This window comes from Sedimenticola selenatireducens, from assembly GCF_963675335.2.
Classification (GTDB): domain Bacteria; phylum Pseudomonadota; class Gammaproteobacteria; order Chromatiales; family Chromatiaceae; genus Sedimenticola; species Sedimenticola selenatireducens.
This window is the reverse complement of the sequence record NZ_CAXXYC010000004.1, coordinates 364,183-379,700: the sequence shown is the minus strand read 5'-3', so window position 1 is coordinate 379,700 and position 15,518 is coordinate 364,183. Positions and strand designations below refer to the sequence as shown.

Sequence of the window (15,518 nt, the reverse complement as noted above, 5' to 3'; positions counted from 1 at the left end):
GCAGCCTGAATCACGTTAATGGCTGGTTTGAATCAGAGTGCCAGGGTGGTGCTGACTTCGTGAGTTGCTGTAGCCGACAGGTCGGTTTAGCCGAGGGCGTAAGCCCATAATTTTTCCGGTGCCGGGGCAAATAGTCCCGGGTTGTCGGATTACGCTTCGCTAATCCAACCTACGGTCCTGATCGGGGCTGGTTGGCGGTGGCAACCGCTCATCCAGCACCCGGTCGATCTCTTCCCGCAGGGTACGCTCCAGATCAGCGCGAAACCGTTCTGTCACTGAGTCAGCGACCTGTTCAATGGCTTCCAACATCTCACGCCTCAACTGTTCCCGCAATTGCTTCAGGTCGATCGACGGAGTGGCCGCGCCGTCGCGCCAGTCCGGATCAAACAGCGGCAGGTTGGCCTGGTTTGGGTCGGCCGAATCGATCAACCCCAGTTCGGTCGGCTCCACCACCTCATTAAGGATTGGAATGCCCTCATGATCCACTGGGAGCGGCGTTTCCGGGGGGACCGGTTTGAATGGCCATGTGAATTTCATGCGACACATCCCTGTGTCACACCCTGACGGGCGGCCTGCGGCCGTGGAAATTGCCTGTCCTGGCAATTCTTCATGCGGCAGGCACATCCCTGTGCCGCACCCTGGCGGGTGGCCTGCGGCCGTGAAAATTGTCTCTCCTGCCAATTGTCCATTCTGAATTCCTTGATTCAACCGCTAAGAGCGTAAAGAACACGAAGAAAAATATTGAGTTGTATTCTCCCGTTCATCCAACTGTCGGGGTGGTCCGAAACAATGAAGATTGGCCACTGTATCTCTTTGCGCACTTTGCGCTCTTGGCGGTTGAAATGAGGTTTTTAGGTTCACAGGTTGTGGGTGTTGAGGGTGTAGCCGCGGTCCCGGTATGTCCGGTAGCGGCTGCGTCCGGCCTCGCGCACCGCCGGATCCTGGTCGATCAATTCGGCCACCCGGGAGAAACGGCTGAAGAAGGGGGGTACACCGGCCGCCAGGTTGACCAGTACATCGTGTTCGTCACCGGCCTGTTCGTTGTGTCCGATCAATACCGGTGTGAGCGTGCTGTCACTCTCGCTGATCAGGCCGTGTGGGATGAAGCTCTCCTCCCGTTGCGTCCAGAGCAGCTTGTCCAGGTGCCGCGATTCCGCGTCCGAGTTGGTGTGCAGATAGACCCGGTGCCCCTGTTGCCAGGCCTTGTCGACAATGCGGCAGGCGAGCTGAAAGCGGTCGCCGGCCGACTGCTCACCCAGGATATAAAAATCGACCTGGGTCATTTGGCCTGGCCTGCCCGTTTCAGCAGAAACTGCGAAAGCAGTGAAACGGGGCGCCCGGTGGCCCCTTTCTGATCACCGCTTCTCCAGGCGGTACCGGCGATATCCAGATGCGCCCATTTGAATTTTTTCGCATAGCGTGACAGGAAACAGGCGGCGGTAATGGTGCCGGCGCCCTTGCCACCAATATTGGCCATGTCGGCAAAGTTGCTCTTCAACTGCTCCTGATACTCATCCCAGAGCGGCAGTTGCCAGGCACGATCGGTGGCCCGGTTGCCGGCGTCCAGAAGCTCGGCGGCCAGCTTGTCATCATTACTCAGCAGGCCCGAAGCCTGGGACCCGAGGGCGATAATGCAGGCACCGGTCAGGGTGGCGACGTCCACTACGGCTGCGGGATCAAAGCGTTCCGCATAGGTGAGGGCGTCGCACAGGATGAGCCGGCCCTCGGCATCGGTGTTGAGGATCTCAATGGTCTGTCCCGACATGCTGGTGACGATATCGCCGGGCTTGTTGGCGGCGCCATCGGGCAGGTTTTCCGAGGATGGGACGATCACCACCAGGTTGATCGGCAGTTCCATCCGGACGCAGGCGGCCATGGCGCCCATGACGCTGGCGCCGCCACACATGTCGTACTTCATCTCATCCATGGCTGCGGCGGGTTTCAGCGATATACCACCGGCATCAAAGGTGAGGCCCTTGCCGATCAGTACCACCGGCTTGCTCTTTGGTTTGCCGCCCTTGTACTCCATGACAATCAGCTTGGCCGGTTCGCGGCTGCCGCGGGAGACTGAGAGCAGTGAACCCATGCCGAGGGACTGCATCTGCTTCTCCTCCAGTACCGATATTTTCAGTTTGGTCGACTGTTTGCCCAGTTGTCGGGCCTGATCCGCCAGGTAGCTCGGGGTGCAGAGATTGCCCGGCAGATTGGACAGGTTTTTGGCCAGGGTGATGCCGCCGGCAATGGCCTCGCCCTGGCTCACCGCACGCAGCACGGCCTGGCTCTTTTTCTGCTCGCCGATGAACAGGCTCAATTTTTTCAGTGGCCGCTTGGGTGGCTTCGCCTCGCTTTTGCATTGATCGAAGCGGTAAACCTGGTCCTCGGCCGCGATGACCGATTCACGCAGTCGCTGTGCCAGATCGGTCTCCTTGATCTCCAGGGCGCAGAGGGCATTGGTAACTTCGATGACGCTGCTTTCGTTGAGTTGCTTCACGGCGCCGGCCCAGGCGGTGATGACCGACTTCAGGGTGAGTTCCTTTTCTGCCCCGAGGCCGACCAGCAGGATGCGTTCCGCCTGGATGCCGGGGATGTCATAGAGCATCAGGGACTGCCCGGTCTCACCCTCCATGTCGCCCTTCTTCAGGATGGCGCTGAGGTGCCCGTTACTGGCCTGGTCGATCTGCCTGGCCGGTCCAGCCAGTTGGCGACGGGTGAATACACCCAGTACGAGGCAGGCGGTACGCAGTGCGGATGGATCGCCTGATTTCACATGGTATTCCATAGTGGTTCCCTGAATGGTTACTGTTTGTCTGTTGTTATTCCCGCCATGGCGGGCCGATGGTGCGATTGTTGCCGGTTTGCCCGCAGCCCGGTCAGGATGTACTATCCACCGCGGTTTCTGCGGAATTGAGTAAGGTGATGGTGACGTCGGTCACCATTCCATACTGCCCGGGTTTAGCCATTTCCCAAGTATTGTCATTGAGTAGTAGTCTACAAGAATTGTAACCGTTTACCACCGATGCAGGATCACGCTCCGGTTTTTTCAACTGAACGCTTTTTATGCTGCCGATTATCGATCGCTATATTCTTCGGGAAGTGACCAAGTCATTTCTCGCCATCATGACCGTGCTGATGCTGATCGTGGTGAGCCAGAGTTATATCCGGATCCTGCAGGACGCGGTCGCAGGCGCGATAAGCAACGAGGTGATGACCCGGCTGCTGGGGCTGGAGGTGTTGCAGGTGCTGGGGCCGGTCACCCCGCCGACCTTCTTTTTTGCCATTCTCTACACCCTCGGCCGCATGTATCGCGACAGTGAAATGACGGCACTGGCGGCTGGTGGCGTCGGACTGCGGCGTATCTACCGTGCGTTCGCGCTGGTGGCTGTGCCGGTCGCCCTGGTAGTGGCCTGGTTTACCCTGGGGCTGGTTCCCTGGGTGAATGCCAACAAGGCGGAGATTATGCAACAGCAGAAGGAGGAGTCTGCTGAATTGGGTATGGCGGTAGCCGGGCGGTTTAATGAGTTCAGCAAGGGCGGGCTGGTTTTCTATGTGGAAAAGATGAGCGAAGACAAGCGTCGCATGCACAATGTCTTTGTACAGAACCGCCAGCATGGCAAGCTGGGTTTGATCACCGCCGCCGAAGGTTACCAGTATACGGAGCCCGATAGTGGCGATCTCTACCTGGTGCTGACCCGTGGTCACCGCTATGAAGGGACCCCGGGGAACAACGAATACAGCGTTGGTGATTTTGACAAGTATGCCATCCTGATCGACCGGCGTGATCAGGTCAGCGACAGTCTCCCGGCCAAGGCGATTCCCACCGATGACCTGTTCGGGTCAGAGGATCTGCGTATGCGGTCCGAGCTGGAGTATCGCTTCATGTTCCCGATTGCGGTGCTGGTGTTTACCATTCTCAGCGTCCCGCTCAGCAAGTCCCTGCCCCGGGAGGGTATCTACGGACGGCTGATGCTGGCGTTGCTGTTCTATTTTCTGTTTCTTAATCTGCAGGCGGTATCCGGCAACTGGATGGTTTCCGGTATTACCCCGGTCTGGATGGGACGCTGGTGGGTGCACCCGTTGATGCTGCTGCTGGGTGGCGCGGTGATGCTGTATAAATCTCCGCGCATGTTCCGGGTATTGCGAAACCGGTTACGGAGTCGGCTCGCATGAGGGTGCTGGACAGATACATCGGTACCAGTGTGTTGCTGAGCATCTTTATTACCCTGGTGATCCTGGTGGTGCTGGTCGGTTTTGTCACCCTGATGGACGAACTGGGCAGTGTTGGTAAGGGTGACTACACCACGGCGGATGTTTTCTACTATGTGCTGCTGATCCTGCCGCGCCGCGCCTATGAGGTGTTCCCCATGGCGGTGTTGCTGGGCAGCCTGGTCGGGCTGGGTGGTCTGGCAAACAATTCCGAGCTGGTGGCGATGCGTGCGGCCGGCGTCTCCCTCGCCAGGATCATCGTCTCGGTATTGAAAGCGGGCATACTCGCGATGTTGGTAGTGCTGGTTATTGGCGAGGCGATCGCACCCAACACCGAGCAGTATGCCGAGCGGATGCGCGCCAGCAAGATGAGCCAGCAGATCACCCTCAAGTCGAAGCATGGCTTCTGGGCCCGTGATGGCGGCTCTTTTGTCAATATTCGACAGATCCTTCCCGGCTCGCAACTCCGGGATATCTATATTTACGAATTCTCCCAAGAGCGGGAATTACAAGTCTCCACCCATGCTGATTTTGCCCAGTATCAGGAGGGGCGCTGGCTGCTGCGAGGGATCAGTCAGACCCGTTTCCTGACTGACGGGGTGGAGAGTCGGTCGCTGGACGAGGCGACCTGGGATTCGTTGCTCAATCCCAATATCCTCAATGTGGTGGTGGTCCGTCCCACCATGCTGCCGGTCTGGGGTCTCTATCAGTATATCGACTTCATGCATGCAAACGGACAGGAGGCGACTATCTACGAAGTGGCTTTCTGGAGCAAGGTGATCATGCCACTGATCACACTGGTGATGGTGTTTTTGGCGGTACCCTTCGTATTCGGGGTGTTGAGGTCGGTGGGTATCGGGCAGCGGATCTTTGCCGGCTCTCTGTTGGGCTTGGCCTTCTTTCTGCTGAACAAGGTGCTGGGCCACATGGCCGTGGTTTACTCTCTCAACCCGCTGTTTGCCGCCGCAGTCCCCGGATTACTGTTCCTCGGTATCGGCTTCTGGTTTGTTCGCCGGGTCCACTGACGCGGCTGTTCACCGTTTCGCCAGCAAGACCAGCCGGGTCCCAGACAGCCGATCGTGCCAGGCCAGTTTGTCCCTGTCGATCAGTATCCAGAGATAACCCAGCCCCAGAGGCAGCCAGGAGAGCAGCGCGCACAACAGCCGCTTCAGGGCGTCAGTCCACTTGAGCGGTGACCCGTCCTCCCGTACCACGCGCAGACGCCAGGAACGCATACCGAGCGTCTGCCCCCCCTTCAGCCAAAACAGCAGGAAAAAGGCCGGTGGTACCATTGCCAGCCAGAGCTGGAACAGGAGGTTCCCCGCCAGCGCCTGCGAGGCCGGCTCGCCGGCCAGTATGCCAACTGGCAGGGTGACGACCATTGAGGCCAGCAGCAGCAGGCCAAAAACCAGCAGGGCGTCATACAACATGGCCGCCAGGCGCCGGGGTAATCCAGGGCTTACTGCCTGATTAATATCAATATTATGGATTTTCTTCATGTCTTGGTTGCTGCCGCTATACTCCGCGGCAGGTAATTGCCGGATTTGGTTGCAGGTCACAATGGTGCAGGATAATTGGTCTATAGTAAGAGAAACTCATCAGGTTGCCTATCCATGAGTAGGCGGCAGGGTTTTGTTCAACTGTCTGGAGGCACAACTCGCTGTGGAGCATCGCAATTCGCCGCGCCGACCGGTAACTCTCTACACCATGCTGAACTATCCCAGTCTTGGTCTGGTCAGGGGTTGTATCCGTGACATCGGGATGGGGGGGATGTTTGTCGATATCGGGCGTATTCAATTGCCGGTGAACGCTACGCTTGAGGCCTCCCTGATGCTGGGTGCCAGTGGTCTCAAGTGCCACATGCAGGTAGAGGCTATCGTCGTGCGTTGCGCCGAGCAGGGCGTTGGACTGATGTTCGATGAACTGGATAGCGAGATTCACCGTGCCCTCAATCATCTGATATTCGGATCTTCCGGGGTCAAGAATGACAACGATTGTTCCGAGTTCCTGCACTGAATTGGTTCTCTCCTCTATTCGTTAAACTTAATCCTGTACCCTCCTGGCCGGCAGGATTGTAATGACCAAGTATCAAGGCATAATGGGGCGCCGGAACATAATCCGTCCGTATTCTCATGATACGGGGCAGGATGCCCAACCTGATGACGTTTGAATTCTTCTCATTATGCCGTTACCCCTGAAACGACCCCAGAAACTCTCGTTGCTCCGGCGTATTCCCATGCCGCTGATGTCCATCATGATTGGCCTGTTCTGTGGCCTGGTGGTGTGGGGGATGCTCGATCAGGTGCAGCCCCGGGCGCTCAGGAGCATTTTTGCCGAAGAGATGAAGACGCGGCTCGATCAGCAGGCGCGGGAAACCCTGATTCGTTTTGATAACTATGTGCTGGCCCACACCTCCACTGCCCGGCTGCTGGCAAACCATCGCCAACTCGCCAACTATCTTGAGCCGGTCTACTGGTTCAAGGGGGATAAGGATCAGCCCAGACAGTATCGTTCCACTCCTCCCTGGTTGCCGGGATCGACCCTCTGGCAGTCATTGATCAGGCCGAGCCATATTCTGCTGCTGGACAGTGATGGCCGCACCCGCGAGATCTATCAGCTTGGAGAGCGGCCCCTGCCGGTCGAACTGGCCGGTACCAATGAGCTGCCGCTGAGCGAGCGGCGGGTGCAGGCCAATCTCACCAGCTTGGGGGACCGCCCCTATCTGCTGGTTTCCGAAACTGCGGAGGATGCCACCGGCACCGAGATGGGTTTTTTGATGCTGGTGGCCCCCATCGATGAGCAGTTCCTGGCGGCATCCCAACAGGGGGTTTCGTCAAATGGGGTATTGGTGGGGATACTGGAGGCGGATGAGCAGCGTTTTCTCGCCAGCAGCGATCAATCCAGATTGCCCCCACAGCGGCGATTGTCGGAGGTGGAAGCCGATTTTCTGGTCACCGCGCAATCGTTTTCCGAATATGAAGGCTCGACCCTCAATTTGCAGTTCGCCACCCTGGTGCCCCACTCCGTGGTGGAGGCGATACGGGACCGGGTGGCCAGTCTGGAACGGCGTCAGCGGCTGGTGGCTGCTTTTACCTTCGTCAGTGTGTTTACCCTGGTCTTTTTTCTGCTGTCGGAGCGGCTGAACAAGATCCTGCAGCGCATCTCCCGCTTCTCACAACGGGCACTCGGTTCCAAGCAGCCGGTGATTGAGCGCGGTAACCAGCTGTTCGTGTTGGAGGACTGGATTCACCAGTTTATTCAGCTGGTTAAGGATACCCGGGAGGAGATGCGGCAGCAGCATGAGAGTGAAATGCACGAGTCAGAGATGCTCAAGCAGGCGATCATGGAGACGGCACTGGATTCAATAATCACCATCGACCGTCAGGGGGTGATTATCGAGTTCAATCCCACGGCGGAACAGACCTTCGGTCACCATCGGCAGGAGGCACTGGGCAAGGTATTTGCGGATCTGATTTTCAACGATGAGAGCCGTCCCCAGTTCAATCGGCTGATGGCGGATGTCCTCAGTTCGCGGGATCGGCATCCTGATGAAATGCGCCACGAGCTGACAGCGGTCAAGCGTGGTGGCGGTGTGTTCCCGGTGGAGCTGGCGATCAAGCCTATCCGCCTGAAGAACCGTCTCGCCTTTACCATCTATATGCACGATATCTCCAATCGTCGCCGTATCGAACTGGAGATTCGCAGTCTCGCCAAGTTTGCTTCCGAGAGTCCCAGTCCCATCCTGCGTGTCAACCGGCGCGGGGTTATCCTCTATGCCAACAACGCCAGTGACCAGCTGCTCTCCTACTGGGGCTGCGAGCGGGCCCAGACTCTGCCGCTCTACTGGCGTAACCGGGTAACAGAAATTCTGGCCAACGGCCGTGACTGGCAGACCCAGGTGATTGGTGCCACCCAGGTCTACTCGTTGCTGCTTACCCCGGTGGTGGATCTGGGTTACGTCAATATCTATGGGCGTGATATCACGGCGGAGCGGGAAGCGGAGCGCCAGGCCCGGGAGCATCAGCAGGAGTTGATCCATGTGTCACGTCTCAGCACCATGGGTGAGATGGCCACGGGACTTGCCCATGAACTGAATCAGCCGCTTTCGGCCATTGCCAATTATGCCAACGGCTCGGTACGCCGGTTGCAGTCAAGTGGTCGGGAGTCAGAAGATATTCTTTATGCCCTCGGCCAGATTACCGCACAGGCTGATCGGGCGGGTGAAATCATCAAGCGGCTGCGTGCCCTGGTGGGCAAACAGACACCGGTGCGCCGGATCGCCGACATCAACGATGTGGTGCGGGAGGTGTGCAGCTTTGTAGAGTTTGAGGCGCGCAAGGCGGGGGTGGTGATCGAGCAGGATTTCAGTATCAGCAGCCTGCCGGTCAAAATCGATGTTGTACAGATTGAACAGGTATTGCTAAATCTGATTAGAAATGCCCTTGATGCGCTGTTAGAGATACCGGAAGATGAACGCAATCTGGTAATTCAGACCCGCTGTCAGGATGGAGAACGGGTGCTGCTCCGGGTGCTGGATACCGGCCCGGGTATCCAGGATAAAGATATGAGCCGATTGTTTGAGCCCTTTTACACCACCAAGGAGAGTGGCATGGGCATGGGATTGATCATCAGCAGGACGATTATAGAGGACCACAACGGCACCATCACTGCCGAACAGCGGGCAGCGGGTGGTACCTGCTTTAGTATTGTATTACCCAGCAACAGGAACAGAGATGAACAGTAATGCCACCGTATTTGTAGTTGATGATGACTCGGCGATGCGTAACTCGTTGAAGTGGCTGATTGAGACGGTGGGGATCAGGGTGGAAACCTTCGCCTCGGCCGAAGAGTTCATCAAGTCCTATTATCCGGGGCGGGCCGGTTGTCTGCTGCTGGATGTGCGCATGCCGGGCATGAGCGGGCTGGAGTTGCAGGAGTATTTTGTTCGCGAGAACATCCATATACCGGTGATTATTATCACCGGGCATGGTGACGTGCCGATGTCGGTGCGGGCGATGAAAGCGGGAGCGGTGGATTTTATTGAGAAGCCGTTCAATGACGAACAGCTGCTGGAGAGTATCCGCAGTGCCCTGGAAATCGATCAGGATCAACGTTCGATTCAGGCTGAGCGCGCGGAGATTGCCGCCCGACTGGCGCAATTGACGCCCCGTGAGCATGAGGTGATGGAGATGGTCACCAACGGCAAGGCCAACAAGGAGATTGCCAGTGCCCTCGGCGTCAGCGCCAAGACCGTGGAGGCCCACCGTGCCCGGGTGATGGAGAAGATGGAGGCCTCCTCACTGGCCGGCCTGGTGAAAATGGTGATTGCAGCCAACCTCTACAGCGATCACTGAGTGGAGCGACTCATGCCATTCGTGTCTATTGACGGGTAGCTCTTCGCACTATCACTCGTAGATCCATGAATTGTATCGTTATCGCCAACGCCCAAAGGGAAGAAACAGGTTCTCCTTCGTGTGCTTCGCGTTCTTGGCGGTAACCTGCTTTTCGTCAGCTTGGTAGGATGCGGTTCATTCGGGCTGGCTCCGGTAGAATCGGCAGTGGTTCCGTGACCGTTACTTGTTCGCCTTCGTCGGGGCGTTGGGCGAGGTGGGTATCAATGCCACTTCATCGTCCGCATCGATCCGGGTGAACGGTTCGCTGAACTGTTTGTTCACTGTTACCTGGAAGCTCCCCTCCCGAAACAGATGGGCCTGGTCCGGATTGCGCCGCCGCAACCACTCGATCAGGCTGCTTACATCTGTGACCGATGGGGGAATCTCCACTTGTTCGGCCTCTTTCTGCAACTGCTTCACCAGGTAGGTGAAATAGAGCAATTGGATGTGTCGCGGTCCCTCGGTGCTATCTGAAGCACCCGGTTTATAGCCGGCCTTTCGCAGGCTCTCCTGGTATGCCTGCCAGTTCTGTTCCTGGTTCACCCCGAGTTCGTAGAGGGTGTCCCAGGAGTAGATGCTGCTGTCATGTCCATCGTCAAAGATGAACCGCACTGCATATTGTCCCTGGGGCTCTATGCGGGTGATATTCACCGATTCCTTACCGGTAACCGGATTCCCCAAGGTGCGGACCTCCTTGGCCTTGGCAAATACCCGCAGATATTCGCAGGGCAGCCTGAAGCTGGCGCCGTCGGAAAATTCGATCGCCAGCAGGCGGGATTTGCTGTGCAGGTTGATCGCGGTGGGTGTCCGGGTTGGCTGCTTTTCACTCATGGTACTGCTTGGGTCCGTAAACAGTGGAATTTATTAATGGTGGGTGGAAAGATTCAATTCAATCGTCCATTAACCGACCACATCCAACACACGCCTTCTGAACTTGACGCCACGTGCCTCGGCCAGCTTACGGCACGCCTCGATATCCACCCCTTCAAGGCCGTCGATCGCGGTGGCGGTCACATCGGCGATATATGTTGGCGCCTCCGCGACGAATTCCAGCATCTGCTCAAAAGAGCCGGCCAGCGCCGGCTGACAGTGCCGGTCGTACACCTCGGCATTCTGTGCATTGAGGGAGATGGAGAGGGCGTCGACACAATCCGCCATCTCGGGCAGGACATTGCGCTTGTTGGCCAGATTGGCCAGTCCGTCGGTATTGACCCGGACCCGACCGCCGTGGGCCTTGATGTATTTAGCCACCTCCAGCAGCACCTTCAGGCGCAGGGTCGGTTCACCATAGCCGCAGAACACCACCTCCTTGTAGGCGGCGGGATTATCAATGGCGGCAATAATCTCCTGACTGGAGGGGCGATGATCCAGGGTCAGGTCGTACTCATGCACCTGCAGAACACCCTGGGTCTTGGGGCAGAAGGCGCACTCCAGGGTGCAGCGGTCGGTGATATTCAGGTAGAGACTGTCGCCGATTACATAGCTGAGCTGTTGATTTTCCACGGGCACTCGGGTTGTTGCGAAAAACTGGGATTCTACACTACCCCACGATCGGTAAGAAGGGTGCTTGGCCTGTTAGACTCGCTGTTACCGGAGAGTTCATTGCTGAGTCGCTGCGTCAGGCTTTTGAAGTTGATAAACCCTTGATTATCGAGCGGTATATCATCTGACCTGTCAGCATAGAGAATACCAATCGGACGATTTTTGATAATCAGGGAACTCATGTAAAAGCCCCGGGTATCCAGAGTCGTGCGGAGCTGGTCATTCATCAACGGGAGCAGTTGTTTTCGATTCCTGTCGTGCAGCCAGATATGCTGCGGTTTTTTCAGCAACAGGGTCAGCAGATGCCGCTCTCCCACGGGATGCTGAAACTGTCGCAGTGGTGACGATGACTCCGCTCCGGAGATGAACTTGACCTTGATCGTCTTGCGATCGGGCGTGAGCATGGCGAACATTACCCGTTCAACTCCGGCAGTGGTGCGCAGTTCCCGAAAAATGTGGGACAAACTTGCCTGTAACCGACTGCTGTCGGAAGCGGCAGCTGGGCGCCTGTGTATAGCCGGCTTTTCCGTTGTGGCACGGGTTTCATTCATCCGAGCGGCAGCGTTAACTGCCGGAGCCGGGGGCGTGGATGTCAGAGCCTTTTTGCCAGGCAGTTTCGGCCCCAAGGGCCGGACAGGGCAGGGTTCCAGCAGGGCATAGACCGTCAGTGGAAACGGCAGTCCGCTCAGATTTCTTGCTGCGCCTGCCGTCAGTGCGTGGATGTAGGCATGCCCCCGGTCCGGTTCCAGCCCGTTAAGTGCGGCGGCCAGCTCAATCAGTTCAGCGGTCTGTTCGCTACGCCAGCTGTTTCTGCTCTCCCTGGCCAGTGCCGAGGCCAGCATAACGGCCAGTGAGCGGATCTGGAAGGCGCCGGTCGGTTGTAGCGCCTGGCCAGTCAGCGGCGGCAGATTCCACTGCTCGGCCAACTGCAGACTGAGTTGCTGCAGGGTAAAGCCGAGAATCGCCTCTTCCGCCGTGGCCTGCCGCATGCCCCGTCTGACCAAGGTTTTTACCCGTTCCATCTCGCTGTCGGCATAGGTCCAGAGCAGCATTTCGCCCAGCTCGTGCAGTAGCGCGGCGATGGCCATCTCCTCGGGGTTGCCCAGGCGCAGGTCGTGCCCCCAGTTGTAGGCGTACCAGGCGGCATGGCCGGCCCGGGAATAGCAGTCATAGAGAGACGATCTGGCTTCTCCGGTTAACTGTTTATCCAGGTTTGGTAGCTGCCGGTCGGCCCGGGTGGTGGGTTCGATACCGAGCAGGGCGATGGCATGGGCCAGGTTGGTGACCGGCTCCCTGGGCGGGTAGGGCAGCGCACTGAACTGGCGGAAGATGGCCAGGGTAAAGCCCGGGTCGCGGGCGATGATACGCTGCAGATCGGCATGGGTGGTGTTGGGGCTGTCCAGCAACTGTAGAACGCGTTGACGCGTCAGTGCCATTGCCGGAAGCGCCTTTGAACTCAGTCGCTCGATCCAGCCGCTCAATGCATTGTCCATGGATACTGCTTCCTTGGGTGTCCTTGGTAACACCGGTTCCGCGGCTGTCTCTGATGACTTGTTGGGGTTATCTGTATGTTGCAGACTGTCGGCGCAGCCTGCTGATAAACTGCGGCTGGAACTCCCTGTGTGCAACAAGAAGGAGTGTCGGACTGAAATGAGTAACGCCTGCAGTAAGGATGATTGTAACAGGGTTCTGCTGCTGCATGGAATCTGGATGACCGGTATTGAGATGGGATGGCTAAAGCATCGTTTGACCAGTGCCGGATACCAGGTGGAGCGGTTCAGGTATCCCTCTCTTAGCCGGACACCGGTCGAGAATGCGCAACTGCTGAACCGGTTTATCCGGCAGCGGGGTTATGACTGCCTGCATCTGGTGGCCCACAGTCTGGGGGGGCTGGTGCTGCTCAACCTGTTTGATCTGTTTCCCGACCAGCCTCCCGGCCGGGTGGTCCTGCTGGGATCACCGGTCCACGGCAGCGCGGTCGCCCGGCGCCTGGCGCGACACTCCTGGGGACGACGCCTGATCGGACGCGCCGGTGAACGTGGTCTGGTGGAGGGGGCGCCGCCCTGGAACGGGGAGCGGCAGCTTGGAGTGATCGCCGGTACCAGTGGGAGGCTTGGCATTGGCCGACTGCTGGGTGGCATCGAGGGAGAGAGTGACGGTACGGTGATGCTGAAAGAGACGGCCATTCCCGCTGCCGCGGACAGACGTCTGCACGACACCGGGCACATGGGGATGCTGTTTTCCGCCGCGGTCGCGGCCGACGTGGCCGGTTTTCTTCGGAATGGCCATTTTCCTCGATAAAAGCAGATGACTGCCCGGGTGAACCGCCGCAGAAATCCGCTACATGTTATTTCTGCCCGCCCCGGGTGATGGTAAACTCCCGCCTGACCGAATATTGAGAGGAGTGTTATGGCTGGACACAGTAAATGGGCCAACATCAAGCACAAGAAGGCGGCCAACGACAAGAAACGCGGCAAGATATGGACCAAGCTGCTGCGTGAAGTGACCGTTGCCGCCAAGGCGGGCGGTGGCGAAATCGAGACTAATCCACGGTTGCGCCTGGCGGTGGACAAGGCGAACGGGGCCAATGTGCCGCGTGACACCATTGAGCGGGCAGTCAAGCGCGGCGCCGGTGGCGAAGATACGGACAACTATGACGAATTGCGTTATGAAGGCTATGGCCCCGGCGGGGCGGCGGTCATTGTCGACTGCATGACCGACAACCGTAATCGCACCGCTTCCGAAGTCCGGCACGCCTTCACCAAGCACGGCGGTAATCTTGGTACCGACGGCTCGGTGGCCTACATGTTTAACAAGCAGGGCATTATCAGTTTTGCCCCCGGCGCCGATGAAGATGCCATCATGGAGGCGGCGCTAGAAGCAGGTGCCGAGGACGTGGTGACCAATGATGACGGCTCCATCGATATCATGACCACCCCGGAAGCCTTCTCTGATGTGAACGATGCGATTGTGGCGAGTGGGTTGAATCCAGACAACGCCGAGGTGACCTTCAGTGCCTCCACCATGGCCGAGCTGGACCCGGAATCGGCCGAAACGCTGATGAAGATGATCGATCATCTGGAAGATCTGGATGATGTGCAGGATGTCTATACCAATGCCGATATCTCGGAAGAGATAATGGCCTCCATGGAGTAATGGAACCTCCTTCGGGGGGCCGCAACAGCGGCCCCCCGAATCTGACCAGCGGAAGCAAATATCAAACTCACAAATCACAATGCCAAACAGAACGGGGCTTTGGGTCTCAAGCGCCGCATCCTGGGTATTGACCCCGGTTCCCGCATAACCGGCTACGGCATCATCGAGAGTGATGGCATCAAAAGCGCCCATGTGGCCAGTGGCTGCATACGTATCGCCAATGAAGAGTTTCCACAACGGTTGGGCGAAATCTATCGACAGTTGACCGAGCTGGTAGCTACCTATCAGCCGGCGGAGATGGCCATCGAGCAGGTCTTCATGGCCAAGAATGCCGCTTCGGCACTCAAGCTCGGACAGGCACGGGGCGCTGCCATCTGCGCCTGTGTTGTGGCCGGGTTGCCAGTATTTGAATATGCGCCCCGGGCAATCAAACAGGCGGTGGTGGGTTCCGGTGGTGCGGACAAGGATCAGGTGCAACACATGATTAAACACATCCTGCAACTGGATGCGCCGCTGACGGCGGATCAGTCAGATGCCCTGGCGGTGGCTATCAGCCACGCCCATGCCAATAGCACCCTCGCGCTGATCGGCCGCTCCAAGCGGGGAGGCTGGCGATGATCGGCCGGCTGCGTGGCGCGCTGGTCTACAAGCAGCCACCGTTTCTGATGGTGGATGTGGGTGGCGTCGGCTATGAGCTGGAAGCTCCCATGTCCACCTTTTACGATCTGCCCCTGCAGGGCGAACAGGTGACACTGTTTACCCATCTGGCGATTCGTGATGATGCCCATGTGTTGTATGGATTTTTCACCGAATCGGAGCGCGCGCTGTTTCGCGCCCTGCTGAAGGTGAGCGGGGTCGGGGCCAAGATGGCGCTGGCCATCCTCTCCGGCATGAGCGCCGACGAGTTCGCCCTCTGTGTCCAACGCGACGATACGGCGGCGCTGGTCAGACTGCCGGGTATCGGCAAGAAAACGGCGGAAAGGCTGATTATCGAGATGCGTGACCGTCTGGACCGGATCGAATTGTCCGGTTCGGTAACACTGCCGAAGACGCGTCCGGCCGGCGGTGCGGTTGAGACCCCGATGTCGGATGCCATCGGCGCGCTGATCGCCCTGGGTTACAAGCCCAACGACGCCAGCCGTATGGTACGCTCAGTGGAGTGTGAGGATCTCTCCAGCGAAGAGATTATCCGACTGGCCCTGCGAGCGGTGGTGACAAAATAGC

At 58.1% G+C, this 15,518-nt stretch carries 16 protein-coding genes and 1 pseudogene; 9 read left to right on the top strand and 8 right to left on the bottom strand.

Features of this window, described 5'->3' with window-relative positions:
* Positions 1 to 159: 159 nt before the first annotated feature.
* The 3 genes from ACHZBF_RS12910 to ACHZBF_RS12900 form a co-directional block, all read right to left on the bottom strand.
* The gene (locus ACHZBF_RS12910; RefSeq protein ID WP_273439860.1) at positions 160 to 537 is read right to left on the bottom strand and encodes a hypothetical protein; all 378 of its coding nucleotides are present in this window, start codon (positions 535 to 537) and stop codon (positions 160 to 162) included.
* Positions 538 to 857: 320 nt separating this feature from the next.
* Positions 858 to 1,283, bottom strand: coding sequence for a DNA polymerase III subunit chi (locus ACHZBF_RS12905; protein WP_029131747.1), 426 nt, complete (start codon positions 1,281 to 1,283; stop codon positions 858 to 860).
* Positions 1,280 to 2,779 carry a leucyl aminopeptidase gene (locus tag ACHZBF_RS12900; protein WP_321528660.1) on the bottom strand — a complete coding sequence of 500 codons (1,500 nt, stop codon included), beginning with the start codon at positions 2,777 to 2,779 and terminating at the stop codon, positions 1,280 to 1,282. Before ACHZBF_RS12900 ends, ACHZBF_RS12905 begins: the two co-directional genes overlap by 4 nt.
* Before the next feature lie 278 nt (positions 2,780 to 3,057).
* Between ACHZBF_RS12900 and lptF the strand changes: the two genes are divergently transcribed.
* Both lptF and lptG read left to right on the top strand, forming a co-directional pair.
* Positions 3,058 to 4,167: an LPS export ABC transporter permease LptF gene (gene lptF, locus ACHZBF_RS12895; RefSeq protein ID WP_321528659.1), complete on the top strand. Its 1,110-nt coding sequence runs from the start codon at positions 3,058 to 3,060 to the stop codon at positions 4,165 to 4,167.
* A complete protein-coding gene (gene lptG, locus ACHZBF_RS12890) occupies positions 4,164 to 5,228 on the top strand; it encodes an LPS export ABC transporter permease LptG (protein WP_029131750.1) in 1,065 nt (354 codons plus the stop codon). Before lptF ends, lptG begins: the two co-directional genes overlap by 4 nt.
* A 9-nt stretch (positions 5,229 to 5,237) precedes the next feature.
* On the opposite strand, the gene ACHZBF_RS12885 is transcribed toward lptG, so the two are convergent.
* Positions 5,238 to 5,702, bottom strand: coding sequence for an RDD family protein (locus ACHZBF_RS12885; protein WP_029131751.1), 465 nt, complete (start codon positions 5,700 to 5,702; stop codon positions 5,238 to 5,240).
* Between the two features lie 133 nt (positions 5,703 to 5,835).
* On the opposite strand from ACHZBF_RS12885, the gene ACHZBF_RS12880 reads away from it, so the two are divergent.
* The 3 genes from ACHZBF_RS12880 to ACHZBF_RS12870 all read left to right on the top strand — a co-directional run bounded on the left by ACHZBF_RS12880 (position 5,836) and on the right by ACHZBF_RS12870 (position 9,557).
* Positions 5,836 to 6,219: a PilZ domain-containing protein gene (locus tag ACHZBF_RS12880; RefSeq protein ID WP_321528658.1), complete on the top strand. Its 384-nt coding sequence runs from the start codon at positions 5,836 to 5,838 to the stop codon at positions 6,217 to 6,219.
* A gap of 166 nt (positions 6,220 to 6,385) precedes the next feature.
* Entirely contained in the window at positions 6,386 to 8,947 is a 2,562-nt protein-coding gene (locus ACHZBF_RS12875) for a PAS domain S-box protein (RefSeq protein ID WP_321528657.1), read from the top strand.
* Positions 8,937 to 9,557, top strand: coding sequence for a response regulator transcription factor (locus ACHZBF_RS12870; RefSeq protein WP_029131753.1), 621 nt, complete (start codon positions 8,937 to 8,939; stop codon positions 9,555 to 9,557). Before ACHZBF_RS12875 ends, ACHZBF_RS12870 begins: the two co-directional genes overlap by 11 nt.
* 219 nt (positions 9,558 to 9,776) lie before the next feature.
* Here the strand turns inward: ACHZBF_RS12870 and ACHZBF_RS12865 are convergent, their stop codons facing one another.
* The 4 genes and pseudogenes from ACHZBF_RS12865 to ACHZBF_RS12850 all read right to left on the bottom strand — a co-directional run bounded on the left by ACHZBF_RS12865 (position 9,777) and on the right by ACHZBF_RS12850 (position 12,631).
* Entirely contained in the window at positions 9,777 to 10,037 is a 261-nt protein-coding gene (locus ACHZBF_RS12865; protein ID WP_321529385.1) for a MoaD/ThiS family protein, read from the bottom strand.
* Between the two features lie 42 nt (positions 10,038 to 10,079).
* Positions 10,080 to 10,427, bottom strand: a pseudogene (locus ACHZBF_RS12860) (gamma-butyrobetaine hydroxylase family protein); the annotation flags it as partial.
* Between the two features lie 69 nt (positions 10,428 to 10,496).
* The gene (locus ACHZBF_RS12855; protein WP_029131755.1) at positions 10,497 to 11,099 is read right to left on the bottom strand and encodes a TatD family nuclease-associated radical SAM protein; all 603 of its coding nucleotides are present in this window, start codon (positions 11,097 to 11,099) and stop codon (positions 10,497 to 10,499) included.
* A gap of 32 nt (positions 11,100 to 11,131) precedes the next feature.
* On the bottom strand, positions 11,132 to 12,631 hold the full coding sequence (locus ACHZBF_RS12850; protein ID WP_029131756.1) for an HDOD domain-containing protein: 1,500 nt from the start codon (positions 12,629 to 12,631) through the stop codon (positions 11,132 to 11,134).
* A gap of 157 nt (positions 12,632 to 12,788) precedes the next feature.
* Between ACHZBF_RS12850 and ACHZBF_RS12845 the strand changes: the two genes are divergently transcribed.
* From ACHZBF_RS12845 to ruvA, 4 genes are all read left to right on the top strand, one after another.
* The gene (locus ACHZBF_RS12845) at positions 12,789 to 13,439 is read left to right on the top strand and encodes an alpha/beta hydrolase (RefSeq protein ID WP_321528656.1); all 651 of its coding nucleotides are present in this window, start codon (positions 12,789 to 12,791) and stop codon (positions 13,437 to 13,439) included.
* A 108-nt stretch (positions 13,440 to 13,547) separates the two neighbouring features.
* Entirely contained in the window at positions 13,548 to 14,294 is a 747-nt protein-coding gene (locus ACHZBF_RS12840; RefSeq protein ID WP_321528655.1) for a YebC/PmpR family DNA-binding transcriptional regulator, read from the top strand.
* 99 nt (positions 14,295 to 14,393) lie between these two features.
* Positions 14,394 to 14,912, top strand: a complete 519-nt coding sequence (gene ruvC, locus ACHZBF_RS12835) for a crossover junction endodeoxyribonuclease RuvC (protein WP_029131759.1) — start codon at positions 14,394 to 14,396, stop codon at positions 14,910 to 14,912.
* Positions 14,909 to 15,517 carry a Holliday junction branch migration protein RuvA gene (gene ruvA, locus ACHZBF_RS12830; protein ID WP_029131760.1) on the top strand — a complete coding sequence of 203 codons (609 nt, stop codon included), beginning with the start codon at positions 14,909 to 14,911 and terminating at the stop codon, positions 15,515 to 15,517. The genes ruvC and ruvA overlap by 4 nt, the downstream gene beginning before the upstream one ends.
* Position 15,518 lies beyond the last annotated feature (1 nt).